Annotated in this window: 25 protein-coding genes and 1 pseudogene; 10 read left to right on the forward strand and 16 right to left on the reverse strand. The window is 71.6% G+C overall.

Features of this window, described 5'->3' with window-relative positions:
* Positions 1 to 58: 58 nt before the first annotated feature.
* Positions 59 to 382 carry a PTS glucose/sucrose transporter subunit IIB gene (locus AB0D66_RS06240; RefSeq protein ID WP_362297378.1) on the reverse strand — a complete coding sequence of 108 codons (324 nt, stop codon included), beginning with the start codon at positions 380 to 382 and terminating at the stop codon, positions 59 to 61.
* A 138-nt stretch (positions 383 to 520) separates the two neighbouring features.
* Here AB0D66_RS06240 and AB0D66_RS06245 point away from each other — a divergent pair, with 138 nt between their 5' ends.
* The 3 genes from AB0D66_RS06245 to AB0D66_RS06255 all read left to right on the forward strand — a co-directional run bounded on the left by AB0D66_RS06245 (position 521) and on the right by AB0D66_RS06255 (position 4,398).
* On the forward strand, positions 521 to 1,837 hold the full coding sequence (locus AB0D66_RS06245) for a PTS transporter subunit EIIC (protein WP_362297381.1): 1,317 nt from the start codon (positions 521 to 523) through the stop codon (positions 1,835 to 1,837).
* 305 nt (positions 1,838 to 2,142) lie between these two features.
* On the forward strand, positions 2,143 to 3,390 hold the full coding sequence (locus AB0D66_RS06250) for a PTS transporter subunit EIIC (RefSeq protein WP_362297385.1): 1,248 nt from the start codon (positions 2,143 to 2,145) through the stop codon (positions 3,388 to 3,390).
* A 96-nt stretch (positions 3,391 to 3,486) separates the two neighbouring features.
* Positions 3,487 to 4,398, forward strand: a complete 912-nt coding sequence (locus tag AB0D66_RS06255) for a hypothetical protein (protein ID WP_362297388.1) — start codon at positions 3,487 to 3,489, stop codon at positions 4,396 to 4,398.
* Here the strand turns inward: AB0D66_RS06255 and AB0D66_RS06260 are convergent.
* Complete coding sequence (locus tag AB0D66_RS06260; protein ID WP_362297390.1) at positions 4,395 to 5,147, reverse strand: MBL fold metallo-hydrolase; 753 nt, start codon at positions 5,145 to 5,147, stop codon at positions 4,395 to 4,397. The two genes, AB0D66_RS06255 and AB0D66_RS06260, sit on opposite strands and share 4 nt — an antisense overlap.
* Before the next feature lie 205 nt (positions 5,148 to 5,352).
* On the opposite strand from AB0D66_RS06260, the gene AB0D66_RS06265 reads away from it, so the two are divergent.
* Positions 5,353 to 5,787 (forward strand): hypothetical protein, encoded by a 435-nt coding sequence (locus AB0D66_RS06265; protein ID WP_362297393.1) that lies wholly within the window; start codon positions 5,353 to 5,355, stop codon positions 5,785 to 5,787.
* Positions 5,784 to 6,160: pseudogene (locus tag AB0D66_RS06270) on the forward strand (DUF488 family protein). The gene AB0D66_RS06265 and the pseudogene AB0D66_RS06270 overlap by 4 nt, the downstream one beginning before the upstream one ends.
* Positions 6,161 to 6,218: 58 nt before the next feature.
* Here the strand turns inward: AB0D66_RS06270 and AB0D66_RS06275 are convergent.
* The 8 genes from AB0D66_RS06275 to clpS form a co-directional block, all read right to left on the reverse strand.
* Positions 6,219 to 6,656, reverse strand: a complete 438-nt coding sequence (locus AB0D66_RS06275; RefSeq protein ID WP_362297395.1) for a hypothetical protein — start codon at positions 6,654 to 6,656, stop codon at positions 6,219 to 6,221.
* A gap of 172 nt (positions 6,657 to 6,828) precedes the next feature.
* Positions 6,829 to 7,779, reverse strand: a complete 951-nt coding sequence (locus tag AB0D66_RS06280; protein ID WP_362297398.1) for a cysteine synthase — start codon at positions 7,777 to 7,779, stop codon at positions 6,829 to 6,831.
* The gene (locus AB0D66_RS06285; RefSeq protein ID WP_362297401.1) at positions 7,779 to 8,066 is read right to left on the reverse strand and encodes a MoaD/ThiS family protein; all 288 of its coding nucleotides are present in this window, start codon (positions 8,064 to 8,066) and stop codon (positions 7,779 to 7,781) included. The genes AB0D66_RS06280 and AB0D66_RS06285 overlap by 1 nt, the downstream gene beginning before the upstream one ends.
* Before the next feature lie 90 nt (positions 8,067 to 8,156).
* Positions 8,157 to 8,264, reverse strand: a complete 108-nt coding sequence (locus tag AB0D66_RS06290; RefSeq protein ID WP_312847437.1) for a putative leader peptide — start codon at positions 8,262 to 8,264, stop codon at positions 8,157 to 8,159.
* A gap of 88 nt (positions 8,265 to 8,352) precedes the next feature.
* Positions 8,353 to 8,775: a M67 family metallopeptidase gene (locus AB0D66_RS06295; protein ID WP_362297404.1), complete on the reverse strand. Its 423-nt coding sequence runs from the start codon at positions 8,773 to 8,775 to the stop codon at positions 8,353 to 8,355.
* A gap of 77 nt (positions 8,776 to 8,852) precedes the next feature.
* On the reverse strand, positions 8,853 to 10,292 hold the full coding sequence (locus AB0D66_RS06300; RefSeq protein ID WP_362297408.1) for an amino acid permease: 1,440 nt from the start codon (positions 10,290 to 10,292) through the stop codon (positions 8,853 to 8,855).
* A gap of 340 nt (positions 10,293 to 10,632) precedes the next feature.
* The gene (locus AB0D66_RS06305) at positions 10,633 to 11,235 is read right to left on the reverse strand and encodes a DUF2017 domain-containing protein (RefSeq protein WP_362297410.1); all 603 of its coding nucleotides are present in this window, start codon (positions 11,233 to 11,235) and stop codon (positions 10,633 to 10,635) included.
* Complete coding sequence (gene clpS / locus AB0D66_RS06310; protein ID WP_362297413.1) at positions 11,235 to 11,549, reverse strand: ATP-dependent Clp protease adapter ClpS; 315 nt, start codon at positions 11,547 to 11,549, stop codon at positions 11,235 to 11,237. Before clpS ends, AB0D66_RS06305 begins: the two co-directional genes overlap by 1 nt.
* A gap of 80 nt (positions 11,550 to 11,629) precedes the next feature.
* Here clpS and AB0D66_RS06315 point away from each other — a divergent pair, with 80 nt between their 5' ends.
* A complete protein-coding gene (locus AB0D66_RS06315; protein WP_362297416.1) occupies positions 11,630 to 12,958 on the forward strand; it encodes a nicotinate phosphoribosyltransferase in 1,329 nt (442 codons plus the stop codon).
* A 139-nt stretch (positions 12,959 to 13,097) separates the two neighbouring features.
* Positions 13,098 to 13,682, forward strand: a complete 585-nt coding sequence (locus tag AB0D66_RS06320) for a nicotinamidase (RefSeq protein ID WP_362297419.1) — start codon at positions 13,098 to 13,100, stop codon at positions 13,680 to 13,682.
* A gap of 31 nt (positions 13,683 to 13,713) precedes the next feature.
* Here the strand turns inward: AB0D66_RS06320 and AB0D66_RS06325 are convergent, their stop codons facing one another.
* Together AB0D66_RS06325 and AB0D66_RS06330 are read right to left on the reverse strand one after the other, a co-directional pair.
* Positions 13,714 to 14,016, reverse strand: a complete 303-nt coding sequence (locus AB0D66_RS06325; RefSeq protein ID WP_069920444.1) for a hypothetical protein — start codon at positions 14,014 to 14,016, stop codon at positions 13,714 to 13,716.
* 112 nt (positions 14,017 to 14,128) lie between these two features.
* Positions 14,129 to 16,483: an immune inhibitor A domain-containing protein gene (locus tag AB0D66_RS06330; RefSeq protein WP_362297655.1), complete on the reverse strand. Its 2,355-nt coding sequence runs from the start codon at positions 16,481 to 16,483 to the stop codon at positions 14,129 to 14,131.
* Between the two features lie 473 nt (positions 16,484 to 16,956).
* On the opposite strand from AB0D66_RS06330, the gene AB0D66_RS06335 reads away from it, so the two are divergent.
* Complete coding sequence (locus tag AB0D66_RS06335; protein ID WP_362297422.1) at positions 16,957 to 17,268, forward strand: hypothetical protein; 312 nt, start codon at positions 16,957 to 16,959, stop codon at positions 17,266 to 17,268.
* 4 nt (positions 17,269 to 17,272) lie between these two features.
* Here AB0D66_RS06335 and AB0D66_RS06340 read toward each other — a convergent pair whose 3' ends face one another.
* Complete coding sequence (locus AB0D66_RS06340) at positions 17,273 to 17,992, reverse strand: RDD family protein (RefSeq protein WP_362297425.1); 720 nt, start codon at positions 17,990 to 17,992, stop codon at positions 17,273 to 17,275.
* A 77-nt stretch (positions 17,993 to 18,069) separates the two neighbouring features.
* Entirely contained in the window at positions 18,070 to 19,968 is a 1,899-nt protein-coding gene (locus tag AB0D66_RS06345) for an RDD family protein (RefSeq protein ID WP_362297428.1), read from the reverse strand.
* A gap of 259 nt (positions 19,969 to 20,227) precedes the next feature.
* Between AB0D66_RS06345 and AB0D66_RS06350 the strand changes: the two genes are divergently transcribed.
* Complete coding sequence (locus tag AB0D66_RS06350) at positions 20,228 to 20,707, forward strand: SsgA family sporulation/cell division regulator (protein WP_362297431.1); 480 nt, start codon at positions 20,228 to 20,230, stop codon at positions 20,705 to 20,707.
* A 68-nt stretch (positions 20,708 to 20,775) separates the two neighbouring features.
* On the opposite strand, the gene AB0D66_RS06355 is transcribed toward AB0D66_RS06350, so the two are convergent.
* Positions 20,776 to 22,158, reverse strand: a complete 1,383-nt coding sequence (locus AB0D66_RS06355; RefSeq protein ID WP_362297434.1) for an FAD-linked oxidase C-terminal domain-containing protein — start codon at positions 22,156 to 22,158, stop codon at positions 20,776 to 20,778.
* Between the two features lie 127 nt (positions 22,159 to 22,285).
* On the opposite strand from AB0D66_RS06355, the gene AB0D66_RS06360 reads away from it, so the two are divergent.
* Positions 22,286 to 23,833, forward strand: coding sequence for a hypothetical protein (locus tag AB0D66_RS06360; protein WP_362297437.1), 1,548 nt, complete (start codon positions 22,286 to 22,288; stop codon positions 23,831 to 23,833).
* Between the two features lie 515 nt (positions 23,834 to 24,348).
* Here AB0D66_RS06360 and hppD read toward each other — a convergent pair.
* Positions 24,349 to 25,503 carry a 4-hydroxyphenylpyruvate dioxygenase gene (hppD, locus tag AB0D66_RS06365; protein ID WP_362297440.1) on the reverse strand — a complete coding sequence of 385 codons (1,155 nt, stop codon included), beginning with the start codon at positions 25,501 to 25,503 and terminating at the stop codon, positions 24,349 to 24,351.
* Between the last annotated feature and the right edge of the window lie 48 nt (positions 25,504 to 25,551).

Here is a 25,551-nt window from a genome sequence, read left to right on the forward strand (position 1 = left end):
CCCGTCCGGAGGGGTCCGGGACGGGGTCCGAGGCGTGTGGCGAGCGGGTGGGCTCAGCTCACATCATGTCTTCGATCTCGCCGGCGATGGGGTCGGCGTCGGTGCCGATGACGACCTGGATGGCGGTGCCCATCTTGACGACGCCGTGGGCGCCGGCGGCCTTGAGGGCGGCCTCGTCGACCAGGCTCGCGTCGTGGACTTCGGTGCGCAGGCGGGTGATGCAGCCTTCGACTTCTTCGATGTTGTCGATACCGCCGAGCCCGGCGACGATCTTCTCAGCCTTGGTGGCCATGTGTTTCTCCCTGAGTGTTGCGAAGAACGAGTCTCGGCGTCCGGTGCGCGGGCACCTGCCCACACAGTCCGCTTTGTCACGGTAACGCACGGTTGGCCCAGCTACGCGAGCACGTGACCGGCATCTATCGAATGATGATGATCAGCAGCAACCTGCCCACAACTGGTCTACACCAGTGTGCCGCACGCGCTGCGACTGCCAAAACGGGGCCGGTCAGGGAGGACGCCGATGAGCGCGAACAGCGCCGCAGCAAAGCCGCGGAGCCAGTGGCGGAGCGGCTTGTTCCAGGGGCTGCAGAAGATGGGCCGCAGCCTGCAGCTGCCGATCGCGGTGCTGCCCGCGGCGGGCATCCTGAACCGTCTGGGGCAGGACGACGTCTTCGGCAAGGACGGCCTGAACTGGACGGACGTCGCCAAGGTGATGGCGGGCGCGGGCGGTGCGCTGCTGAACCCCGAGCTCGGCCTGCCGCTCCTCTTCTGCGTGGGTGTGGCGATCGGAATGGCCAAGAAGGCCGACGGTTCGACCGCCTTGGCGGCCGTGGCGGGGTTCCTGGTCTATTGGGGGGTGCTGCGCGCGTTCCCGAAGGACTGCCCGGAGGGGGCTCGCGCCTTCACGGGCGGCGCCTTCTCCGGCGGCTGCCTGAAGGCGGACGACACGTTCGCCGGCTTCACCTACCAGAACCCGGGGGTCTTCGGGGGCATCGTCATGGGCCTGCTGGCGGCCTGGTTCTGGCAGCGCTACCACCGGGTGAAGCTGGTCGACTGGCTGGGCTTCTTCAACGGGCGCCGGCTCGTCCCGATCATCATGTCCTTCGTCGCCATCGCCTTCGCGGTGGTGTGCCTGTGGATCTGGCCGCCGGTGGGTGGCGCACTGGAGAGCTTCTCCGACTGGCTGACCGGTCTGGGCGCGTGGGGCGCGGGCATCTTCGGCCTCGCGAACCGCGCGCTGCTGGTGATCGGCCTGCACCAGTTCCTGAACGTGCCGATCTGGTTCCAGTTCGGCTCGTACACCACGCCGGAGGGGGTCACGTACCACGGCGACATCAACATGTTCATGCACGGCGACCCGAACGCCGGCCTGTTCCTCTCCGGCTTCTTCCCGATCATGATGTTCGCCCTCCCGGCCGCGGCCTTGGCGATCACGCACTGTGCGAAGCCGCTGCGCCGCAAGGAGGTCGGCGGTCTGATGCTGTCGGTGGGCCTGACCTCGTTCGTCACGGGCATCACCGAGCCGCTGGAGTACTCCTTCCTGTTCGTGGCGCCGGCGCTGTACGCGATCCACGCGGTGCTGACGGGTGTGTCGATGGCGGTGACGTGGGCGCTGGGCGTGCACGACGGTTTCAGCTTCTCGGCGGGCCTGATCGACTACCTCATCAACTGGAACCTGGCGACCAAGCCGTGGCTGATCATTCCGATCGGCCTGTGCTTCGCGGTCGTCTACTACGCGGTGTTCCGTTTCGCGATCACGAAGTTCGACATCAAGACGCCGGGGCGGGAGTCGGACGAGGAGATCGAGGAGATGCTGAAGGACAACACCAAGGCGTAGCGGCTCTCCCCGGCCCCCCGGGCCGGGTCTTTCGGCCCTGTTTCCAGGCCCTCGGATCCACGGATCCGGGGGCCTTGGCCATGTCCGGTGGGCCGGGGGGCCGGGCGGGGAACGGGTCGGGCCCTCGTGTGGTGTAGACCACAGGAAATCGAAGGTTCCTTATCTATCCCTCACCGTGTTACAACTGGTCTACACCACCTATTGGTGTAGACCACGCGGGCCTGTCTGGCCCGCGTACCCCCCTTTCTGAGACGTCGCCGTCCCCGGTTCTCCTCTGGCGGCGCCTTGCCCACTGGAGGAAGTTGATGAGTACGGCAACCGCCGCTCCCGCCAAGAAGCGGGGCTCCGGCCTGATGCAGGGCATGCAGAAGGTCGGCCGCAGCCTCCAGCTGCCCGTCGCCGTTCTGCCCGCGGCTGCCATCCTGCTCCGCCTCGGGCAGGACGACGTCTTCGGCAAGGACGGTCTGGGCTGGGGCAAGGTCGCCAGCGTCTTCGCCAGCGCGGGTGACGCGGTCTTCGCCAACCTCGCCCTGCTCTTCTGTGTCGGTGTCGCCATCGGCTACGCGAAGAAGGCCGACGGCTCGACCGCCCTCGCGGCACTCGTCGGCTTCCTCGTCTACAAGAACGTGCTGACCGCGTTCCCGATGGACGGATCCATCACGGAGCTGCTGCCCAAGGGCAAGCCGCAGGACCCGGGCGTACTCGGCGGCATCATCGTCGGCCTCGTCTCCGCCATCATCTGGGAGAAGTACCACCGCACGAAGCTGGTGGACTGGCTCGGCTTCTTCAACGGCCGCCGGCTCGTCCCGATCATCATGGCCTTCATCGGCACCGCCTTCGGCGTGTTCTTCGGCCTGGCCTGGGGCCCGGTCGGCTCCGCCCTCGCCGACTTCGGCGACTGGCTGATCGGCCTCGGCTCGGTCGGCGCCGGCATCTACGGCGTGTTCAACCGCGGTCTCATCCCCGTCGGCATGCACCAGTTCCTGAACACCTTCTTCCAGCAGCAGGTCGGTTCCTTCACCAAGGCCGACGGCACGATCGTCACTGGCGAGATCCCGCGCTTCTTCGCCGGTGACCCGACGGCCGGTCAGTTCATGTCGGGCTTCTTCCCGATCATGATGTTCGGCCTGCCGGCCGCCGCGCTCGCCATCGCGCACTGCGCCAAGCCCGCCCGCCGCAAGGCCGTCATGGGCATGATGGTCTCGCTCGCGCTGACCTCCTTCATCACGGGTGTCACCGAGCCGATCGAATTCACCTTCCTGTTCCTCGCCCCCGCGCTTTACGCGGTCCACGCGGTGCTGACCGGCATCTCCATGGCCGTCACCTGGGGCCTGGGCGTCCACGACGGATTCGGATTCTCCGCGGGTCTGATCGACTACCTGCTGAACTGGAAGCTCGCCACCAACCCGTGGATGATCATCCCGATCGGCCTGTGCTTCGCGGCCGTCTACTACGTGGTCTTCCGCTTCGCGATCGTCAAGTTCAACCTCCCCACCCCGGGCCGCGAGTCCGACGAGGAGATCGCCGAGATGGAGAAGGCCGAGGCGAAGTAGGCCTCAGCCACACACTGTCAAAAGGGTCCGAAGCCCCGGTCTTTCCCTCCGAAAGACCGGGGCTTCGGCCTGTCTGCGCCGCATAGCGTGGAAACCATGACAGAACAGCGCATCCTCGACCTCGACCGCGACCAGCTCGCCGCCCTGCGCGGCCGCGCCCTGACCCGGGCGGTGGCCGCCGCCGAGGGGCGGACCATGGTCGCCGAGGTCTTCGCCGAGCGCGCCGCGCTCTCCCCGCACCCCGACGGCCGCGGGGTGCACAACGCCGAACTCGTGGCCGCGTTCGGCGCGGACATCGTCGTGCTGAACCTCATCGAGCGGGCCTGGGACGGCGAGCGGCTGCGGCTGCCCGGCCTCGGCGAGTTCACCTCGTTCACCGAGCTGGCCCGGGTGATCGGCCGGCCGGTCGGGGTGAACCTGGAGCCCGGCGACGTACCGGAGATCCGGCGCGCGAAGCCGGAGTACGCCAAGCGCCTGGTCGACATGGGCGCGGCGATGCTGTGCATCACGGCGAACCCCGGCACGGGCGGCTCGTACGAGGCGATGGCGCGGGTCACCGAGGAGCTGCGGGGCGGTCTGGGCGCCGACGCGGCCCTGTGGTCGGGCAAGATGCACCACGCCGGGCATCCGGAGCGGGTCACCACCGCGCGGCTGACGGCGCTGGTGGACGCGGGCGCGGACGGGGTGGTGATGCCGCTGCCGGGGACGCTGCCCGGCGTGACGCGGGAGCTGGCCGCCGAGGCGGTCGCCGCGGTGCAGGACGCGGGGGCGATCGTGATGGGCGCCATCGGCACGAGCCAGGAGGGCTCGCACGCGAACGTGGTGCCGCAGCTCGCCCTGGGTGCCAAGGAGGCGGGCTTCGACGCGCACCACTTCGGGGACTCGTACCTGCCCGGCATGTGCGATCCGGAGGTGATGTACGCGTACTCGGTGGCGATCCGCGGCCGCCGGCACACCTGGAACCGGATGGCCCTCGGCGGCCGGCAGGCCCGGCCCGCCGGGTCCTAGACCTCGTAGACGGCGCCCGCGTAGGCCAGGTCGACCGGGCCCTCGTAGACGGCGCGGGCGTCGGTGAGGTTCTGCCGGGCGTCCGTCCACGGCGGGATGTGGGTCAGGACGAGCCGTCCGACCCCGCCGCCCTGGGCGTACTGCCCGGCCTCGCGGCCGTTGAGGTGGAGGCCGGGGATGTCCTCCTTGCCGTGCGTGAAGGAGGCCTCGCACAGGAAGAGGTCGGCGCCCTCGGCGAGGAGGCCGAGCTCGGGGCAGGTTCCGGTGTCGCCGGAGTACGTGAGCGAGCGGCCGCCGTGCTCGACGCGGATGCCGTAGGACTCGACGGGGTGGCTGACCCGCTCGGTGCGGACCTGGAAGGGGCCGATCTCGAAGGTGCCGGACTTCAGCGTGCGGAAGTCGAAGACCTCGCTCATCGAGCGCTCGTCGGGGACGTCGTCGTAGGCCGCGGTCAGGCGCTTCTCGGTGCCGTCGGGGCCGAAGACCGGGATGGCGCCGCAGCGGCCGCCCTCGTGCCGGTAGAAGCGGGCGACGAAGTACGCGCACATGTCGATGCAGTGGTCGGCGTGCAGATGGCTGAGGAAGATCGCGTCGAGGTCGTAGAGACCGATGTGGCGCTGGAGATCGCCGAGGGCGCCGTTGCCCATGTCGAGGAGCAGCCGGAAGCCGTCGGCCTCGACGAGGTAGCTCGAGCAGGCCGATTCCGCGGACGGGAACGAGCCCGAGCAGCCGACGACGGTGAGCTTCATGGAGCGTGAACCTCCGTGGACGGTCCGTGGACGGAATGCGGGCCGTGCGTGGGTCGAGCGTAAGGCGCGAAACGACCGGTCGCTCCTCCGCGGCGGGCCGTTGTGGGGGGAATCACCTGTGCTGTCACCCGGGGGAGCGACGGCGGGCACGGGCGTTGCCACACGTTGCCATGCCGGGGCGTTCCCGCACGGCTACGGTCGAAACATGGACACGTCCTGGTGGCCCGCGGTGGCCGCGGTCGTGGTCGTGGCGGTGGTGGCGCTGCTCGCGCTGGTCGCGGGGCGGCGGCTGGGGCTTCCCCGCCGGGCCAGGCCCGCGCCCGCACACGGTCCCGGGCCGCCGCCGCGGCCCCGGCCGGGTGAGTTGTGGTACCTGGCGGACGGCCGGGTCTGCCTGGTGCTGGCGGTCGGGCAGGTGCGGGGGCACCGGGCGCGGGTGGCGTGGATCAGCGGGAAGTACGACGACCGGCGGGCCGGTGTGATCCCGCTGCCGCCGGGGACGGTGGGGGCGCAGGGCCGGACGAGCTTCCTGGAGGCGGACCGGCCGGAGGAGGTGTCGCTGTGGGAGTTCGCCAGGCGGGTGGGGATGCTGGATCCGGTGGTGTGGGACGAGGTCAAGGGGCTGGGAGGCGGGCAGTGATCCGGATCCGGCGGGTCTACGAGGCTCCCGAGCCGGGGGCGGACGGGTGGGGGTCCCCCCGGACGGAGTCTGGGGGAGGGTGCTGGTGGACCGGCTGTGGCGGCGGGGCCTGGCGAAGGAGGCGGCCGCGGTCGACGACTGGCCGCGGGCCGTGGCTCCGTCGACGGAGCTGCGGAAGTGGTTCCACGCCGGCGGCTCGGCCGGGGAGTTCCGGCGGCGGTACGAGGCGGAGCCGGCGGCCGTGGCGGAGCTGGAGCGGCTTCGGGGCCTCGCGGCGGCGGGGCCCGTGACGCTCCTGACCGCGGTCAAGGAGCCGGCGTCCGGCCACGCGGCGGTCCTCGCGGAGCAGCTGGGCGGCGCGGGGCCCGGGTGACCGGTGCGGGCCGGGACGCCGCTGCGGCGTCCCGGCCCGCGGCGCGGCCTGGGGGGGGTCAGAGGGCGCCCGGGCTGCGGTCGACGCACAGGGCCCAGATCACGAACACGCCGATCGCGATGGCGATCAGGGACCAGAACGGCTGGTAGGGCAGCCACAGGAAGTGCAGGATGATCGACACGCCGGTCAGGGCGATGCCGAGGGCCCGGCCCCAGGTCGTGCCCTTGAGGATCGCGAGGCCGACGATCAGGACGACGATGCCCAGGATCAGGTGGATCCAGCCCCAGGCCGTCAGGTCGAATTTGAACGAGTAGTCGCGGACCCGCCAGATGACGTCGTCCTTGGCGAGCGCGGCGATGCCCTCGAAGATCGCGAACACGCCGTTGATCATCATCAGGACGGCGGCGAACAGCACGCCGCCCGCCGCCCAGGCGCTGCCTGAGGGAGACGGGTGGCCGGACGGGCCGGGGGCCGCGGGGTTGGGAGTGGTCGTCATCGAGCCACCACCCTCTCTGTGGGGTCGGTCGGGCAGGTTCAGCCTCTGCCCGTACCGCCGTCCCGGCGACTTCCGAGGGCCATTCGGGGGATTCGTGCCCGCTGCGAACGATCCCGAGCCCGCTCCCCCGTGGAGGGGAGCGGGCTCGGGACGCGCGGGGGAGGGAGCCGGGCTACGCCCAGAGCTGGCCCTGGAGGACCTCGATGGCCTCTTCCGTGGTGGCGGCCGTGTAGACGCCCGTCGACAGGTACTTCCAACCGCCGTCGGCCACGACGAACACGATGTCCGCGGATTCGCCCGCGGCCACCGCCTTGCGGCCGACACCGATCGCCGCGTGCAGCGCGGCGCCCGTGGAGACGCCCGCGAAGATGCCCTCGAGCTGGAGGAGTTCCCGGGTCCGGGTGACCGCGTCGGCGGAGCCCACCGAGAAGCGCGTGGTGAGCACGGAGGCGTCGTACAGCTCCGGGACGAAGCCCTCGTCCAGGTTCCGCAGGCCGTAGACCAGGTCGTCGTAGCGCGGCTCGGCCGCGACGATCTTGATCCCGGGCACCTTCTCGCGCAGGTAGCGGCCGACGCCCATCAGGGTGCCGGTCGTGCCCAGGCCCGCCACGAAGTGGGTGATGGAGGGGAGGTCGGCGAGGACCTCCGGGCCCGTGGTGGCGTAGTGGGCGCCCGCGTTGTCCGGGTTGCCGTACTGGTAGAGCATCACCCAGTCCGGGTGCTCGGCCGCCAGTTCCTTGGCGACCCGCACCGCGGTGTTGGAGCCGCCCGCCGCCGGCGACGAGATGATCTCGGCTCCCCACATGGCCAGCAGGTCGCGCCGCTCCTGCGAGGTGTTCTCCGGCATCACGCAGACGATGCGGTAGCCCTTGAGCTTGGCCGCCATCGCCAGGGAGATCCCGGTGTTGCCCGAGGTGGGCTCCAGGATCGTGCAGCCGGGGAACAGCCGGCCGTCCTTCTCCGCCTGCTCGACCATGTGGAGCGCCGGGCGGTCCTTGATCGAGCCGGTCGGGTTGCGGTCCTCGAGCTTGGCCCAGATGCGGACGTCCTCCGAGGGCGACAGCCGGGGCAGCCGGACCAGCGGGGTGTTGCCGACGGCTGCCAGCGGGGAGTCGTAACGCATCAGACAGCGCCGCCGGCCACGGCCGGGAGGATCGTGACGCTGTCGCCGTCCTTGAGGGCGGTGGAGATGCCGTCGAGGAAGCGGACGTCCTCGTCGTTGAGGTAGACGTTCACGAAGCGGCGCAGCTGGCCCGCGGCCGCCTCGTCGACAAGTCGTTCTCGAATGCCCTTGTGCCGCGTCTCCAAGTCGGAGAACAGGTCGGCGAGGGTGGCGCCGTCACCGGACACGGCCTTCTCGCCGTCGGTGTAGGTGCGGAGGATGGTGGGGATGCGGACCTCGATGGCCATGGCCGGCTCCAGTCGTGAGTGAGGGCGTGAGAACGTGATGGCGCGCGGGTTCGTGGCCCCCCGCGCGAGAGGGCTCTGGTGCTCTGGTGCTCAGACGGCAGGACAGATCGCGCTGGCGAGGCGGCACAGGTCGACGTGCAGCCGCGCCACGAGCAGCAGCCTGCCGGGCGTCTCGATGCTCACGTCGTGGGAAACCATGCGGTCATGTTAACGATTCCAGGTCCCCCGTTTGGAGTGGGATCCCGCATGGTGGACGCCATGCGCTCACATGCTGGTCAGCCGGGGTTCAGTAGGCCTCGACGACCTGCACTTCCTCCTCGGTGATCACGCCCTCGACGATGCGGTACGAGCGGAACTGGAACTCGCCGAGGCCGTCCTTGTCCGCCGTGGAGACGACCACGTAGTGCGCTTCGGGCTCGTTCGCGTAGGTGACGTCCGTACGGGAGGGGTAGGCCTCGGTCGCGGTGTGCGAGTGGTAGACGACCACCGGGTCCTCGTCGCGGTCGTCCAGCTCGCGGTAGAGCTTCAGCAGGTCCTTCGAGTCGAACTCGTAGAACGTGGGCGAGCGGGCCGCGTTGAGCATGGGGATGAAGCGCTCCGGACGGCCGGTGCCCGCCGGGCCGGCCACGACGCCGCACGCCTCGTCGGGGTGGTCCTGGCGGGCGTGCGCGACGATCCGGTCGTACAGGTCCTGGGTGAGGGTCAGCATGAGCGACAGGATAAGCAGACGGGCCCTCCCGTACCGAGGAGTGGTACGGGAGGGCCCGAATGGTGGACAGACCTGGTTCAGGAGGCCTTGGTGAAGGCGGCGCCGCGCGGGTTGCGGGACTTCAGGACCAGGTAGGACAGGCCCAGGACCAGGCCCCACAGGGGGGCGCAGTACAGCGAGACGCGGGCGTCCTTGTCGACGCCCATCATCACGATGACCATGCCGATGAAGAGCAGGGCGAACCAGCTGGTCCAGGGGGCGCCCGGCGCCCGGAAGGAGGACTGCGGCAGCTCGCCGCGGTCGGCCTTGGCGCGGTAGCGGAGCTGGCAGACCAGGATCATGATCCAGGCCCACATGCCGGAGATGGTGGCGAAGGAGACGACGTAGTCGAAAGCCTTGCCCGGGGCGACGTAGTTGATCCAGACGCCCACCAGCATCAGCGCGGCGGAGAACGTGGTGCCGATCAGCGGGGTGCCGCTCTTGGTGAGCTTGGTGAAGAACTTCGGGCCCTGGCCGTTGAGCGCGAGGTCGCGCAGCATGCGGCCGGTGGAGTACATGCCCGAGTTGCAGGAGGACAGGGCCGCGGTCAGCACGACGAAGTTGACGATCGCGGCGCCGACGCCCAGGCCCATGCGCTCGAAGGCGGCGACGAAGGGCGAGACGCCGGGCTGGAAGTGCGTCCACGGCACGACCGACAGGATCATGATCAGCGCGCCGACGTAGAAGACGGCGATGCGCCACGGCACGGTGTTGATGGCCTTGGGCAGGGTCTTCTCGGGGTCCTTGGACTCGCCGGCGGTGACGCCGACCAGCTCGACCGCGAGGAAGGCGAACATCACGATCTGCAGGGTCATCAGCGTGCCGCCGATGCCCTTGGGGAAGAAGCCGCCGTCGTTCCACAGGTTGCTGACGGTCGCGGTGTCCGCGGCGTCGGAGAACCCGATGGTCAGGATGCCGGCGCAGATCAGGATCATGCCGACGATGGCGGTGACCTTGACCATGGAGAACCAGAACTCGAGCTCGCCGAAGAGCTTCACGGAGATCAGGTTGGCGCCGTAGAGGATGACCGTGAAGATCAGCGCGTACGCCCATTGCGGGAAGCTGTCATGGGTCCAGTACGACATGTACTGCGCGGCGGCGGTGACCTCGGTGATGCCGGTGACCACCCAGAAGAGCCAGTACGTCCAGCCGGTCACGTACCCCCAGAAGGGGCCGAGGAACTCGCGGGCGTAGTCCGAGAAGGAGCCCGCGACGGGGCGGTACATGAGCAGCTCGCCCAGGGCCCGCATGATGAAGAAGATGACCAGGCCCGCGATGGCGTAGGCCAGGATCAGGCTCGGTCCGGCCTTGGAGATCGCCTTGCCGGCGCCCAGGAAGAGGCCGGTGCCGATGGCTCCGCCGATCGCGATCATCTGGATCTGGCGGGCGCCGAGTGTGCGGTGGTAGCCCTCGCCGCCCTCGCCCCGCGTGCCCTCACCGGGCGTGTTGCCGTGCTGCTCGACCTGCACAGAGGTCATGTCTGGTGCGCCTTTCTCCACGCCGACCCGCGCCTTCGCTGGCTGCGGATCGGGTCCTCGATCCCCCCGGATACGGATGGAGTTGCACGCCGGCGGTCCGCCGGTTCAAGCAGGCCGCGGGTCATGGGTGGCGTCCCGGCGGCGATCGTGAAGATTTATCACGTGCTTACGGGTGCCCGAGGGCGAAAAATGTGACGCAGGACACGACAATTTCAGGACAAAGGTCCTGAAACAGATCAGACCACCGCATCGCGGTGATCTGATCGTTATCCGGATTTGAGCGTCCGCTGAGCGAACGGCACACGCCCTTGAGGATCTTCAGAGGGTTTCGACGCGTGCCTCAGAGCGTTTCGACGAGCGTCTCCTGGAGGCCGCCGAGCCACAGGTACGCCATCACCATCGGCTTGCGCGGATCGTCGTCCGGCAGCCGGAACAGCACCGCGCCCTCGTCGTCCTCGGTGATGTCCAGGCGGGCCGCGATGGTCAGCCGCAGGTCGTTGAGCGCGCCGAGCCAGCGCAGCGGCAGCTCCCCGCCCAGCTCGAGCACCGCCGCCCCGTCGCCGGCCGGGGTGAGCCGGTCCAGGCTGTGCACGACGGCCAGCGCGTCCTCCCGCTTGCGGGTGCGCAGGTCGTTCTCGGTGAAGCGGCGGAACTCCGCCGAGCGGCTGCGCAGCTCCTCGGCGTCCTCCTCGGGCCCGGGGCCGCCCGGGCCGCCGTAGGCGTCGGGGAAGAGCCGGGCCAGCGCCGGGTCCGCCGGCGGCTCGGTGGGGCCGTCGGAGGCGAACAGCGCGGCCAGCGGGTCGGCGTCCTCGGCGGGCTCGGGTTCGCCGGGGCCGATCAGCTCGAGCAGCTGGACCGCGAGGGAGCGCAGGATGGAGATCTCGATCTCGTCGAGCGCGATGGCGGCGCCGCCGCCCTTCAGGGGCTGGAACGTGCCGCCCATCAGTTGCGGTCCTGGGTCAGGGTTGCCCACAGGCCGTAGCCGTGCATGGCCTGCACGTCGCGCTCCATTTCCTCGCGGCTGCCGCTCGACACGACCGCCCGCCCCTTGTGGTGGACATCGAGCATCAGCTTGTGCGCGACGTCCTTCGAGTAGCCGAAGTACGCCTGGAACACGTAGGCCACGTAGCTCATGAGGTTGACCGGGTCGTTGTGCACCAGGGTCACCCAGGGGACGTCGGGTTCGGGGACCGCGAAGGTCTCTTCGGCCGACTCGGTGCGTTCGATCTCAATGGGAGCAACACTCACTTGTCCCATGCTGCCACCGTGACGGGCCAGTCGCACAAACGGGTCCTAGATCTCGTCACTTTGACGAAATGTGCGCTAGCATCGCCGGCATGAACCCTGCGGACCTGGGCCTGCCGGTGGACGTGCCGTCGACAGCGCTCTTCACGGACCATTACGAGCTGACGATGCTGCAGGCCGCCCTGGCGAACGGCACCGCCGACCGCCGCTCGGTCTTCGAGGTCTTCACCCGGCGGCTGCCCGAGGGACGCCGTTACGGCGTGGTCGGCGGAACCGGCCGGGTGCTCGACGCGGTGGAGAACTTCCGCTTCGACGGCGCGGTGCTGGACTTCCTGCGCGAGCGCGCCGTCGTCGACATGCGGACCCTGGACTGGCTGGCCTCCTACCGCTTCTCCGGCGACATCTGGGGCTACCCGGAGGGCGAGGTCTACTTCCCCGGCTCGCCGGTCCTGCGCGTCGAGGGCAGCTTCGCCGAGTGCGTGCTGCTGGAGACGGTGATCCTGTCGATCCTGAACCACGACTCGGCGATCGCCGCGGCCGCCTCCCGGATGTCCTCGGCGGCCGGCGAGCGGCCGCTGATCGAGATGGGCGCCCGGCGCACCCACGAGCTGGCGGCCGTGGCTGCCTCGCGCGCCGCGTACGTGGGCGGCTTCACCTCCACCTCGGACCTGGCGGCCGGATTCCGCTACGGCATCCCGACGGTCGGCACGAGCGCCCACGCCTTCACCCTGCTCCACGACAGCGAGCGGGACGCCTTCACGGCGCAGGTGGCCTCGCTGGGCGGCGGGACCACCCTGCTGGTGGACACCTACGACGTCGCCGAAGCGGTACGGACGGCCGTGGAGGTCGCCGGGACGGGGCTGGGAGCGGTCCGGATCGACTCGGGCGACCTGCTGCTGGTGGCCCACCGGGTGCGGCAGCAGCTGGACGAGCTGGGGGCCACGCAGACCAGGATCGTGGTCACCTCGGACCTGGACGAGTACGCCATCGCCTCGCTGGCGGCGGCGCCGGTGGACGCGTACGGGGTGGGCACCCAGCTGGTGACGGGCAGCGGGCACCCGACCTGCTCGATGGTCTACAAGCTGGTGGCGCGGGCGACGTCGGCGGACCCGAAGGCGCCGCTGGTGCCGGTGGCGAAGAAGTCCACGGGCGGCAAGACCTCCCTCGGCGGCCGCAAGTGGGCGGCCCGCCGCCTGGACGCGGAGGGCGTGGCCGAGGCGGAGGTCGTCGGGACCGGGCCGGTGCCCTCGGGACTGGCGGACACGCAGCTGCTGGTGCAGCTGGTCAAGGCCGGCGAGGTCGTCGCCCGGGAGCCGCTGGAGGCCGCGCGCGACCGGCACCGCGCCGTCCGCGCGGGGCTGCCACTGTCGGCGACGCAGCTCTCGCGGGGCGAGGCCGTGCTCCCCACGGAGTACGTCTGACCCGCGGGGCCCGCCCCCGAGCCTCCCCCTCCCCACCGGGTCCGGGTCCGAGCCCCCGTTTCGGGAAGGGGCGGGGTGGGGGAAGAGCCCCCGCAGGGCCCCGCCGCCACATCGCACCACCGAGCCGAAGGACTACGTCATGCACCGCGCACTGATCGTCGTCGACGTACAGAACGACTTCTGCGAGGGCGGCAGCCTCGCGGTCACCGGCGGAGCCGACGTCGCCGCCGCCATCACCGAGCTCATCGGACAGTCCACGCCCGGCTACCGGCACGTGGTCGCCACCCGGGACCACCACATCGACCCGGGGAGCCACTTCGCGCACCCCCCGGCCGAGCCGGACTACGAGACCTCCTGGCCCGTCCACTGCGTCGCCGGCACCGAGGGCGTCGGCTTCCACCCGAACTTCGCCCCCGCCGTCGCCTCCGGCGCGGTCGCCGCCGTCTTCGACAAGGGGGCCTACGAGGCCGCGTACAGCGGGTTCGAGGGGGCCGACGAGAACGGGACGGACCTGGCCCGCTGGCTGCGGGACCGGCACGTCACCGAGGTGGACGTGGTCGGCATCGCCACCGACCACTGCGTGCGGGCCACCGCCCTCGACGCGGCCCGCGCGGGCTTCGCCACCCGCGTCCTGCTGGACCTCACGGCCGCCGTGGCCCCGCACACCAGCGCCCGCGCCCTGGAGGAGCTCCGGGCCGCCGGGGTCGCCCTCGTCGGCGGCTAGGCCGTCACCCTCGGACCTTGCGGTCACAGCACTAGGTGCCCAGCAGGGCCCGGATCGGGTGCCAGAGCTCCTCGGCCACATCGGGCGCGCAGCGCCACAGCAGGCCGTCGGGGTGGTGCAGGACGGCCGTGACCTCGTCCGGGGTCGGCGGCTGCGCGTTGCCCCGCAGGTAGACCGCCCGCATACCGAGGTTCCGCAGCCTGGTCAGGGCGCGGGCCCGGTTCGCGGCGTGCACCAGAACCCGGACATTTCCTCCCTCTCCCGAGGGTCGCGGCAGCGTGAGCGCGACCACCACGCTGCCGCCTGGCAATCTGACGAAACCTCCACCGGGCATGGCTGTCATCTCCCCCGTCAATAAGAAACTCGCACCACGCATCTAAACGCGATCGGCCGCCGCCCGCTAGAGGGCGACGGCCGATCATGCTTTGACCTGCGGTTTTACCGAATTACTTCGAGGAGGGCCCGACCTCGACGGTCATGACCTCACCGTCGTAGGTCTCCTTCAGGATCTTGATCTTGGTGTTGGTGTCAGTGACCTTCACCGATCCGGTCGGGTTCTCGTCGTAGTAGTACTTGCCCTTGCGGTCGTCGAAGACCAGCTGGGCCGGCTTCGGCTTCAGGAAGAGCGACTCGCCGTTCTTGTGCAGCGTGAACGCGTCCGTCGAGTACGCGCTGAAGGTGGCGTCGTACGGCTGGATCTTGTTCCGCAGCAGGGTGCCGTCCGCCCACTTCATGGGCTTGGCGTTGGCGTCGACCGGCAGGATCAGGCCCTGGCCCGGGTGCTGGCTGGTGTTGTTGTCCTTCTGGGAGGTGTCCCACTGCCAGATCAGCAGACCGTCCTGGTACGGGTAGTGCTCGACCCAGTCCGGACGGGTGTTGCCGAAGCCGAAGTTGTACGGGCCCACCTTGAGGGTGGAGTCGTACGACACGTAACGGCGGTTCTCGGCCAGGTAGTACTGCGCGTACTCCTTGGTGAAGCCGGCGCCGATGCGCGAGAAGCCCTTGCCGGTCCAGCCGTTGTCGCCGTTCTCGGCGCCGTCGGTGAACAGCGCGGAGCCGTCCGCGGTCAGGGTGACGGCGTCGGCCGTGAAGCCCTTGCCGCCCGCGCCGCCGTCCGTCTGGTAGCGGAAGCGGAGGTCGATCTTCTTGCCCGCGTAGGCGTCGAGCGGGAAGTTCAGCGACTTCCAGGCACCCGAGACACCGGTCAGCGACGGGTTGCCGGCCGCGTCGACCGGAAGGGCCGTGCCGTCGGCCGTACCCGCGAGGGCGGTCCAGTTGGCGCCACCGTCGGTCGACACCTCGGTGTAGAGGTAGTCGTACTCGGCCTCGATGTCCCACCAGCCCTTGAGGGACAGCGCGGCGGACGTCTTGCCCGTCAGGTCCACGGAGCGGGTCAGGGTGTTCTTGAGGTCGTCACCCATGTTGCTCCACCACTGGGCTGCGCCCTCGGCGGGAGCGACGACATCGGTCTTGACCTGCTTCTTCGGCAGCTCGACGACCAGCGCCTGCTTGTCCTTGGTGTTGTACTCCGCCACGCCCAGCTTGTGGGTGGACTTCGTCGCGGCCTTGGCCGTGTCGTAGTTCAGCCAGCCCAGCTGCAGCTTGTCCCAGGCCGTCATGTCGCCCGGGAGGTCGCCTATGGAGTCCTTGCCGGTACCGAGCCAGGAGCCGGCCGACATCAGGGACCAGAAGCCGACGGAGTTCTCGCCGCCACCGGAGGTGTCGTAGAGGTCCGGCAGGCCGAGGTCGTGGCCGTACTCGTGCGCGAAGACGCCGAGGCCGCCGTTCTCCGGCTGCATCGTGTAGTCGCCGACCCAGATGCCGGTGTCACCGATCTGGGTGCCGCCGGCCTTGTTGTTCTCCGGGCCGGTCTTGCCCGCGCTGGTGCCGTACGCGTACCAGCGGTGCGCCCACAGCGCGGTCGTGCCCTGCACGCCGCCGCCGGCCGACTCGTCCTCGCCCGCGTGGACGATCTGGAAGTGGTCGATGTAGCCGTCGGGCTCGTTGAAGTTGCCGTCGGCGTCGAAGTCGTAGCGGTCCCACTGGTCGTACTGGGCCAGCTGCGCCTTGATCTGCGCGTCGGTCTTGCCGGCCTTCTTCTGGGCCTCCGTCCACGCGAGGACGCCGTCCTTGACGGTGTCCCACACGTTGGAGCAGTTGGTCTGGCCGCAGTAGTTGGAGCCGTAGCGGCCCTCGTTGTACGGGACCTTGACCCAGTCGGAGACCTCGCCCTCGACCGAGTAGCGGCCCGAGGAGGTCTTCTCGTAGTAGGTCTTCAGCGAGTGCTTGCCCTGGCCCGTACCGAAGTACAGCTCCTGGAAGTAGTCGCGGCTGAAGTCCTTGCGCCAGGCCGTCGAGTTGTCGTTGGCGCGGTCCGGCTGCGCGATCGTGTTGTGCAGCGGACCGGGGGTGCCCCCGTACTTCGGGACGGCGGGCTTGGGGCCCGGGCCGTCCGGGTCGAACATGGTCTCGTTGTCGACCTGGTCGCCGAACTCGACGAGGATCGTGAAGATCTTGTCGGTCTTCTCGCGGCCGAGCTCGACGTACTTCTTGTCGTCGAGCTTGACGACCTTGGAGGCGCCGCGCTGCTCGACGTCCTTCTTGCCCGTCAGCACCTGGTCCAGAGCGGCCTTGCGCTGCTGCGCCTGCTGCTCGCTGAACGGGCCCTTGAGGTTGTGCTCGACCACCTTGGCAGGAGCGGTCGGATCCTGCCGGTCGGCCGCCGGGGCGGTCGGGCCCTTGTCGTCGGCCTGGGCCGAGGCGACGGTGAAGAAGGTGGCGCTGCTGGCGCAGGCGGCCATGGTCACGGCGACGGCGGCGGTACGAAGCGCACGCCGTCTGGCGGAATTGCTGGTCACTTGATGTCGTTCCCCTCCCGCGGCCGCATGGACGGTCGGAACGTCTCCATAGGAGCGGGGGGTTCCGCGCGGCGCGCGTCTCAAGTGACGACATTTGACCGGAGAGTCGAAAGAAAAGACAGACCTTGACTTGTTCCTTACAACTGCACTATGCGGTCAGGCAGTTCCGCTATTCGGACGTTCCGCTGCCATATGGGGCGAAGGCCGCGTCCCGGCCGCCCGCCGCGCGCCTCGGGCGGGCGTTTCGGGGTCCACGAGGGCGTGCGGCATGACCCCGTGCGCCCCCCGTGCACCGGCACCGTGGGTTAGGTCACGCTTACTGGCGGTTCCGCTCGGGCATCCACCGTCGTAGAGTCACTTGACGCGCGACCGAGTTGAGCCGACTCCCCCTCCCCTCCCCGAGGACGGAAATCGCCATGCCGCGTCCGACTGCCGCACAGCTCGCCTACGGGTCCGCCACCGTCGTCGTGTCGACGATCGCCATGCTGCTGCTCTCGCAGACGAGTTCGGGGCTCTGGATCGCCTTCATCGCCGCCGCCGCCCTCGCGCTCGGCCTGCTCGTCGCCGTCACCGTGCCGCTGCCGAGGAGCCGGGGCCGCCACGCGGCCCGCCCCGGCTCGCGCCCGGCCGCCCCGGCCCCCGCGCGCCTTCCCTACGGGGACGCGCCGACGGCCGCCCGGGTAACCGAACCCCGGACGGCCGCTGCCGAACACCCCGTCCACCACTGAGCGACTAGGTGGTGGACTTCACGACCACCGTCTTGCCGACCTTGTCGTGGAGGCCCTGCTTGTACGGCTTGTCCACCAGGATCGAGATCGCCAGCGCGATCGGCCACAGGCAGAAGCAGCAGATCAGCGTCGGCAGCCAGAGCACGGCGGCGCGGGCGAGGGCCGGCCCGGACTGCGGGACGCTGCCGTCGTTGAGCATCGCGACGCGCAGGCCCATCGCCTTCTTGCCGATGGTCTGGCCGTTCTTCTTGGTGAACCACCAGTCGTAGCCGATGTACGCGACGATCGAGATCAGCGTCATGATCAGACCGCTGCCGCTGTAGGACCGGGTGATGACCTCGCTGATGTCCTCGCCCTGGTTCGTCTCGACCATGTACCGCTTGGTGCCGAAGGCCAGTTGGATGAGGAACAGCGGCACGGCGACGATGATCACGTCGATCAGGCGGGCGGCGAGCCGCCTGCCGAAGTCGGCGAGCGGAGGCATCCCGGCGAGCGGATCGGGCATGCCGTAGCCCCCGCTGCCGCCGTAGGGGTCGCCGCCGCCGCCGTACGGGGGCGGCGGCGGGGGCGGGTACCCGCCGCCGCCCGTCCCGCCGGGAGGCGGGGCGCCGGGGGGCGGCGAGCCGTACGGCGAACCGCCCGACGGAGGCGTCGGTTCCTGGGGCCTCTTGAGGAACGGGTCGTCCTCGGGGCGTTCGCCCGGCGGCGGCTGGTCGGTACTCATGGCCCGAGTCGAACCCGGCACGGCCACCCCCGCAACGCGGCACTGTCCATTCGGGGGACCGGCCCGTCACGGGCGGCTCAGCGGGCCACGTACGTCCCCGCCGCCCTGTCGTGCAGCCCGCGGCGCCGCGGACGGTCCACGAGGCACCAGAGGCTGCCGGGGAGGCCCAGGAAGGCGTACACCAGCCAGCGGCGCAGGGCCGCGCCGACGGTGGGCGGGCGCAGGGTCGCGGTGGCCAGCACCCGCACGCCGAGCAGCTTCTTGCCCGGGGTGCGGCCCCAACGGGCGGTGGGCAGCGCCTCGTAGAAGACCCCGAACAGGAGCACCGCGCCGAGGACCAGGCCGAGGTGGCCGGCGATGGTCCCGTCGAGCAGCCAGACGGTGGTGGTGCGGCCGCTCACCCGGGCGGCGTCCACCTTGGCCTGGAGGTGGGCGGTGGCGGCGGGGACCAGGGGCCGGGCGGCGGCCGCCGCGACCGCCGCGAGGACCAGGCAGTCCACCGCCCGGGCCGCGCCCCGCCGGACCAGGCCGGCGGGGTGCACGGCCCGCTCGGCCATCCGCTCGAACACGTCCCGCCCGGTCGCCTCGCGGCGGGGGGTGGGGGCGGGGGCTTCGGATGCCTCCCCGCGCGGCCCCCGGCCGTCGGGGCCGGCCTCGCCGCGGGGCCGCCAGCCCTCGGAGCCGGCCTCGCCGCGGGGCCGCCAGCCCTCGGGGCCGGCCTCGCGGCGGGAGGCGGCCGCCTCCCGGCCGGGTGCGGGGGCTCCGGCGGACTCGCCGCGCGGGGTCCAGCCGTCAGGGCCGGCCTCGCAGCGGGACGCGGCCGCATCCCGGCCGGGTGCGGCGGCTTCCCCGCGCGGGGTCCAGCCACCCGGGGCGGCCTCCCGGCCGGGTGCCGCGGATCCGGCGGCGTTCTCGCGCCGGGACGGGGACTCGGCGCCCTCCCGGCGGGGTGTCCAGGGCTCGGGGGCGGCCTCGCGGCGGGGCTCCGGAGCCTCGGGCTCCCGGCGCGGCGTCCAGGCCTCGGCAGGGGCTCCGCGACCGGGAGCGGGGGCTTCGGCGGCTCCCCCGCGCGGCCGCCGGCTCTCGGCGGGGGCCTCGGGACGCGGGGTCCGGGCTTCGGCGGGGGCCTCGCGGCGGGGTGCCTCCGCCTCGGGGCGGGGAGCGGCCGACTCCCGCCGGGGTGCCGGGGCTTGGGCGGCCTCCGCGCGGGGGGTCCAGGCCTCGGGGGCGGGGCCCCGGCGGGAGGCCCAGGGCTCTGCGTCGGGGTCCCGGCGGGGCTCCAGGGGGTCGGCGTGGGCGGGTCGGGGCTTCGGCGGGGCCGTGGTCCTGGTGGACGGGATCGAGGGGCGCATGCCCGCCGGGCGGGGCGGCCAGGGCTCGGGACGGGCCGCGCCGGACGGGGGCTCCGCGGCCGCCGGCGCCGTCTCGGGCCACGAGGAGGTCAGGCCGGAGCCTCTGGATCCGCCGGACCCACCGGGCGCGTCGGGCCACGCGGGGGCCGGAGCCGGGGCCGCCGCCGGGGAGCGGGCCGACAGGATCCCGGCCGCGGCGGACGGCGTACGCGCGAGGGAGATCCCGGCGGCGGGGGCCCGCGCCGGCAGCGGGTCCGGCCGCTCGGGTCCCGGCTCCGGTCGCGGGTCGGGCTCCCGCTCGGGCTCGGCCGGGCTGCCCCACGACACCCGGTGGTCGCGGGGCCCGCCGAAGCCGGCCTGGTGGAGGGGGTCGGCCTGCCACACCGCCTGCCCGCCGGCCCGCTCGGCCGCCGGCCGGGCCACCGGCTCCGCCACCGCCTCCGTCGCCGAGGTCTGGTCCAGGAACACCGGCCCCGTCTCCTCCACGGGCACCGCGGGGGCAGGTCGGCTCGTCCCCGGAACCCAGGCGGCGCCGTTCCAGTACCGGACGTACCCGGGAATGGACGGATCGGGGTAGTAGCCCTCGCGGGCCGCGTGCTCGCCGTCACCAGGGGAGGCCGTCAATGTCCCCAACTCCGATCGTGGCTTGAGGCATGTGCAGGGCAGGACCATAGCCAAGAACCGCCCCCCGACAGGTCCGGTAACGGGAGATTCCAAACCTTCGGGCGAACCCCGGGCCATGCGACTGTTTCCGGTCACCCGACAGAAATCGGCCAACCTTCGATTCGTCACCCGAAGTCGCGTCATACGCGGGCACACCGGAGCTCTCTCCGGGTGTGGGGCGCGATCCGCCCCCGCCGCACCGACCGAAGCGAGGCCCGTCATGCACCACCCCGTCATCGAGCGCGAGCTGGAACTCAAGCTGGTCCTGTCCCCCGAGCGCAGCGTCCCCGTCCCCGCACGGCTCCTCTACCTCACCGAGGACCCGTACGCCGTCCACATCACCTTCCACACCGGCTCCAGCGCCCCCGTCAACTGGACCTTCGCCCGCGAACTGCTGGTCGAGGGGGTGTTCCGGCCGTGCGGCCACGGCGACGTCCGGATCTGGCCCACCAAGATCGACAACAGGTCGGTGCTCTGCATGGCGCTCAGCTCGCCCGACGGCGACGCCCTGCTGGAGGCCCCCGCCCCCTCCGTGTCGGCCTGGCTCGAGCGCACCCTGCGCGTCGTCCCGCCGGGCACCGAGGCCGAGCGGCTCGGCCTGGACGACGCGCTGGCCGAGCTGCTGACCCCGACCCCGGCCGACGAGCTGTGGCTGCGCGACCCCTGGCCCTCGGACGAGTCCGCCGAAGGGGACCTGTGACGCCCGCCGGGCCGGCGGGCGGCGGGCGGCGGGCGGCGGGCGGCGGGCGGCGGGCGGCGGGCGGCGGATCAGAAGAGCTTGCCCGGATTCAGCAGGCCCAGCGGGTCGAAGGCGGCCTTGACCGCCCGCTGCATCTCCAGGCCCACCGGGCCCAGTTCGCGGGCCAGCCATTCCTTCTTCAGCACGCCCACCCCGTGCTCGCCGGTGATGGTCCCGCCGAGCGAGAGCCCCAGCTCCATGATCTCCCCGAAGGACGCGCGGGCCCGCCGCGTCTCGTCCTCGTCGGCGGGGTCGAAGCAGACGATCGGGTGGGTGTTGCCGTCCCCCGCGTGCGCGCAGACCCCGATGAGCAGGTCGTGCGCACGGGCGATCGCGGCCGTGCCGTCCAGCATCTCGGCGAGTCGCGAGCGCGGTACGCACACGTCGTCGATCATCGTCGCGGGCCGGAGCGCCTCCAGCGCGGGGAAGGCCATCCGGCGGGCCTGGAGCAGCAGTTCCGACTCCGCCTCGTCCTCGGCGGGCACGACGGCGGTGGCCCCGGCGGCCGTGCACAGCTCCCCCACGGCCGCGAGGTCCCCGGGGGCGTGCGGGGTGTCGAAGGCGGCGAGCAGCAGGGCCTCGGTGGCGTCGGGCAGGCCCATCTTGCCGAGCGCGTTGACGGCCCGGACGGTCGTCCGGTCCATGAGCTCCAGCAGCGAGGGGGTCAGGCCCGCCTCCATGACGGCGCAGACGGCCGCGCAGGCGGCGGCGACGGAGGGGAACTCCGCGGCCAGCACCAGTTGGCGGGGCGGCGCGGGCCGCAGCGCGAGCACGGCCCGCACGACGATGCCGAGGCTGCCCTCGGAGCCCACGAAGAGCCGGGTGAGGTCGTACCCGGCGACGCCCTTGGCGGTGCGCCGGCCCGTGCTCAGCAGCCGCCCGTCGGCCAGGACCACGTCGAGGCCCAGCACGTACTCGGCGGTGACCCCGTACTTGACGCAGCACAGCCCGCCGGAGGCGGTGCCGATGTTGCCGCCGATGGTGCACTGCTCCCAGCTGGAGGGGTCGGGCGGGTAGTACAGGCCCTGTGCGGCGACGGCCCGCGAGAGCACGGCGTTGACCACGCCCGGTTCCACGACGGCGATCCGGTCGACGGCGGAGATCTCCAGGATCCGGTCCATCTTGACGAGGGACAGCACGATGCAGCCGTCGGAGGCGTTGGCTCCGCCCGACAGGCCGGTACGGGCGCCCTGCGGGACCACGGGGACGCGTAGGGCGGTGGCGGTGCGCATGACGTGCCGGACCTGTTCGACGGTCCGGGGCAGAACGACGGCTGCGGGGGTGCCCGCGGGGCAGAAGCTGGCCATGTCGGTGGCGTAGGAGGCGGTCACCTGCGGGTCGGTGAGCAGGGCCTCGGCGGGGAGCCCTGCCAGCAGGTCCGTACGAAGACGTGCGAAGAGGTCGTCATCCATGGGTCCAGTGTGGGCGCCGGCGGGGGCGCCTCCCAGGGGGTGGCACGGGGGGACCATCGGTGTGAACACGGCCGCGACCGGCTCCGGGCACCCCGGAGAGCTCTTCATATTGACGCACAGTGAGCCCATGGACCGTATCGACCGTTTCGACCGTATCGACGAGGATGCGCAGACCCCGGCGCCGCCCGTGACCTTCACCGGCCGCAAGACGCTCGTGGCGGCCGCGGTCGCGGTGGTCCTGATCGCGGGGGCCCTGCTGATCCGGCCGGCCCGCACCGGGGACGACGCCCGCCCGCCGGGGCCGAGCGAACGGGCCGCGGCGGCGGTCGGGATGGGCGCGCCGGCGGCGGCGGTGGACGTGACGGCGCTGGTCGCGGACCGCGAGAAGTGGCTGGCGAAGCATGCGGACGACGACGCCTCGTGGGCCGTCCTGGGCGGCGCCTACCTGGAGCAGGCGCGGCGCTCCGCGGACCCGGCCTGGTTCCCGAAGGCGGAGAAGGCGCTCAAGAAGTCCCTGGCGGTCCGCCCGGCCGAGAAGGGCAACTACGACGCGATGACGGGCATGGGCACGCTGGCCAACGCCCGGCGGGACTTCGGGACCGGGAAGCGGTGGGGCGAGCTGGTACGGGCGCAGTCCCCGAAGCGGTGGACGGCGTACCCGGTGCTCGTGGACGCGTACACGGGGCTGGGCGAGTACAAGGCGGCGCAGGCGGCGATGGAGCGGCTGCTGGAGCTGCGGCCGGGCTTCGCGGCGTACGTGAGGGCCTCGCAGGTCTACCGGGACCGCGGCTGGCGCGAGGACGCGGTCGTCGCGATGGAGCACGCGGCGGGCGCGGCCAAGGGGCCGGCGGAGAAGGCGTACACGCTGTTCCGGCTCGGGGAGCTGTCCTGGGAGCGCGGCGAGGCGGGAGAGGCCCTGCGGCTGTTCGAGGGCGCGCTGCGGACGGATCCGGCGCAGTCGGAGGCGCTGGCCGGCCGGGCCCGGGCGCTGGCCGCGCTGGGGCGCGGCGGGGAGGCGGTACGGGACTACCGGCTGGCGCTGGGCCGTACTCCGGTGCCGCGGCTGGCGCTGGAGCTGGCCGAGCTGCTGGACGCGCTGGGCCGGGACGAGGAGGCGCGCCTGCCGTACGAGATGCTGGGCGCGATGGCGGTGCGGGACGGCGCGAACAGGGTCGACGACGACGTGGTGCTGGGCCTGTACGAGGCGGACCACGGGGATCCGGCGGCGGCGGTGCGGCGGCTGTCGCAGGAGTGGTCGCGGCACAAGAGCGTGCAGGTCGCGGATGCGCTGGGCTGGGCGCTGCACAAGGCCGGCGAGGACTCGGCGGCACTGGAGTACGCGACGAAGGCCACCGATCTGGGGCTGCGGAGCGCCGACTTCGCGTACCACCGGGCGATGATCGAGCGCGAGCTGGGGGACGAGGCGGCGACGCGGCGCCACCTGCAGGAGGCGATGCGGACGAATCCGTACTTCTCGCCGCTGCGGGCGCCGTTGGCGAAGCAGGCCCTGGCGGCGGTCGGCCAGCCGCCTTCGGGCGGGCCGGAGAACATGCGGCCGACGCGGCCGTGGGTGGCGCCGGAGCTCCCGAAGGCCGCCCAGCCGGCCGCGAAGCCGAAGCCGAAGCCTGCGGCGTCGCCGAAGCCGTCCCCGACCCCGTCGCCGTCATCCCGCTGACCGGGCCGCGGCCCTCCCCTCACGGGGCCGCGACCCGGCAGGTCCGTACGGCTGCGCGGCCCGCCCCTGGGGCTCCGCCCCAGACCCCGCGCCTCAAACGCCGGCGAGGCTGAATCCGGCTGCCGTCGGCCCGCAAGCACACGCAGCGAAGCCAAACCCAGCCCCGCGGGCGTTCGAGGCGCGGGCGCAGCCAAACCCAGCCCCGCCGGCGATTGAGGCGCCGCCGGAGGCAACCAGCCCGCCGGCGTTTGAGGCGTGGACGGAGTCGAGGCCCCGCCGGAACCGATTCAAGCCCCGCCGGCGTTCAAGGCGATGGCGCAGCCAAACCCAGCCCCGCCGGCGTTTGAGGCGCCGCCGGAGGCAGACCGGCCCCGCCGGCAATCCGAGACGCCACCGAAACCGAACCCCATGCGGCCGCACCATCAGGCGAAGCCGAAGCCGGCCCCGCCGGCGGCGGCACGGCGCGCGGCCGGACCCCCCGGCGGCCGGAGCCGGGGGGTCCGGGGCTGCGCGGGCTACAGGTTGCCGCGCTTCTCCTGCTCGCGCTCGATCGCCTCGAAGAGCGCCTTGAAGTTGCCCTTGCCGAAGCCCATCGACCCGTGCCGCTCGATCATCTCGAAGAAGACCGTCGGCCGGTCCTGCACCGGCTTGGTGAAGATCTGCAGCAGGTAGCCGTCCTCGTCGCGGTCGACGAGGATCTTCAGCTCGCGCAGGGTCTCCACCGGCACCCGCGTCTCGCCCGCCCACTCGCCGAGCGTGTCGTAGTACGAGTCCGGCGTGTCCAGGAACTGCACGCCCGCCGCCCGCATCGACCGCACGGTCGCCACGATGTCGTTCGTGGCCAGCGCGATGTGCTGGACGCCCGCGCCGCCGTAGAACTCCAGGTACTCGTCGATCTGCGACTTCTTCTTCGCGATCGCCGGCTCGTTGATCGGGAACTTCACCTTGAGGGTGCCGTCCGCGACCACCTTGGACATCAGCGCCGAGTACTCGGTCGCGATGTCGTCGCCCACGAACTCCTTCATGTTCGTGAAGCCCATGACCTTGTTGTAGAAGGCGACCCACTCGTTCATGCGGCCGAGCTCGACGTTGCCCACGCAGTGGTCGATGGCCTGGAAGGTGCGCTTGGCCGGCGGTTCGACCATCGGGCCGACGGCGACGAAGCCCGGCAGGTAGGGGCCCGTGTAGTCGCCGCGCTGGACCAGCGTGTGGCGGGTCTGGCCGTAGGTGGCGATCGCGGCCATCGTGACCGTGCCGTGCTCGTCCTTGACCTCGTACGGCTCGTCCAGACCGCGGGCGCCGTGCTCGACGGCGTACGCGTACGCCGCCCGCACGTCCGGGACCTCGATGGCCAGGTCGATCACGCCGTCGCCGTGCTCGGCGACGTGCTCGGCGAGGAAGCGGCCGCGGTCGGTCGTCGCCTTGATGACCGAGGTGAGGACGAAGCGCGCGGCGCCGTTGGTGAGGACGTAGCTGGCCGTCTCGCGCACGCCGTTCTCCGGTCCGGAGTAGGCGACGAGCTTCATGCCGAAGGCGGTCGAGTAGTAGTGCGCGGCCTGCTTGGCGTTGCCGACGGCGAAGACGACCGCGTCCATGCCCTTCACCGGGAAGGGGTCTGCCTCACGCGCGGTGTGGGGGGTGGTTTCCAGGTTGGCCAAAGACTCAGTCATGACCGCAGAGTCCCGCCGATCCACAAGCTGCGCAATAGTTTCCTGTTT

It is taken from the genome of Streptomyces sp. NPDC048270 (assembly GCF_040652335.1).
Classification (GTDB): domain Bacteria; phylum Actinomycetota; class Actinomycetes; order Streptomycetales; family Streptomycetaceae; genus Streptomyces.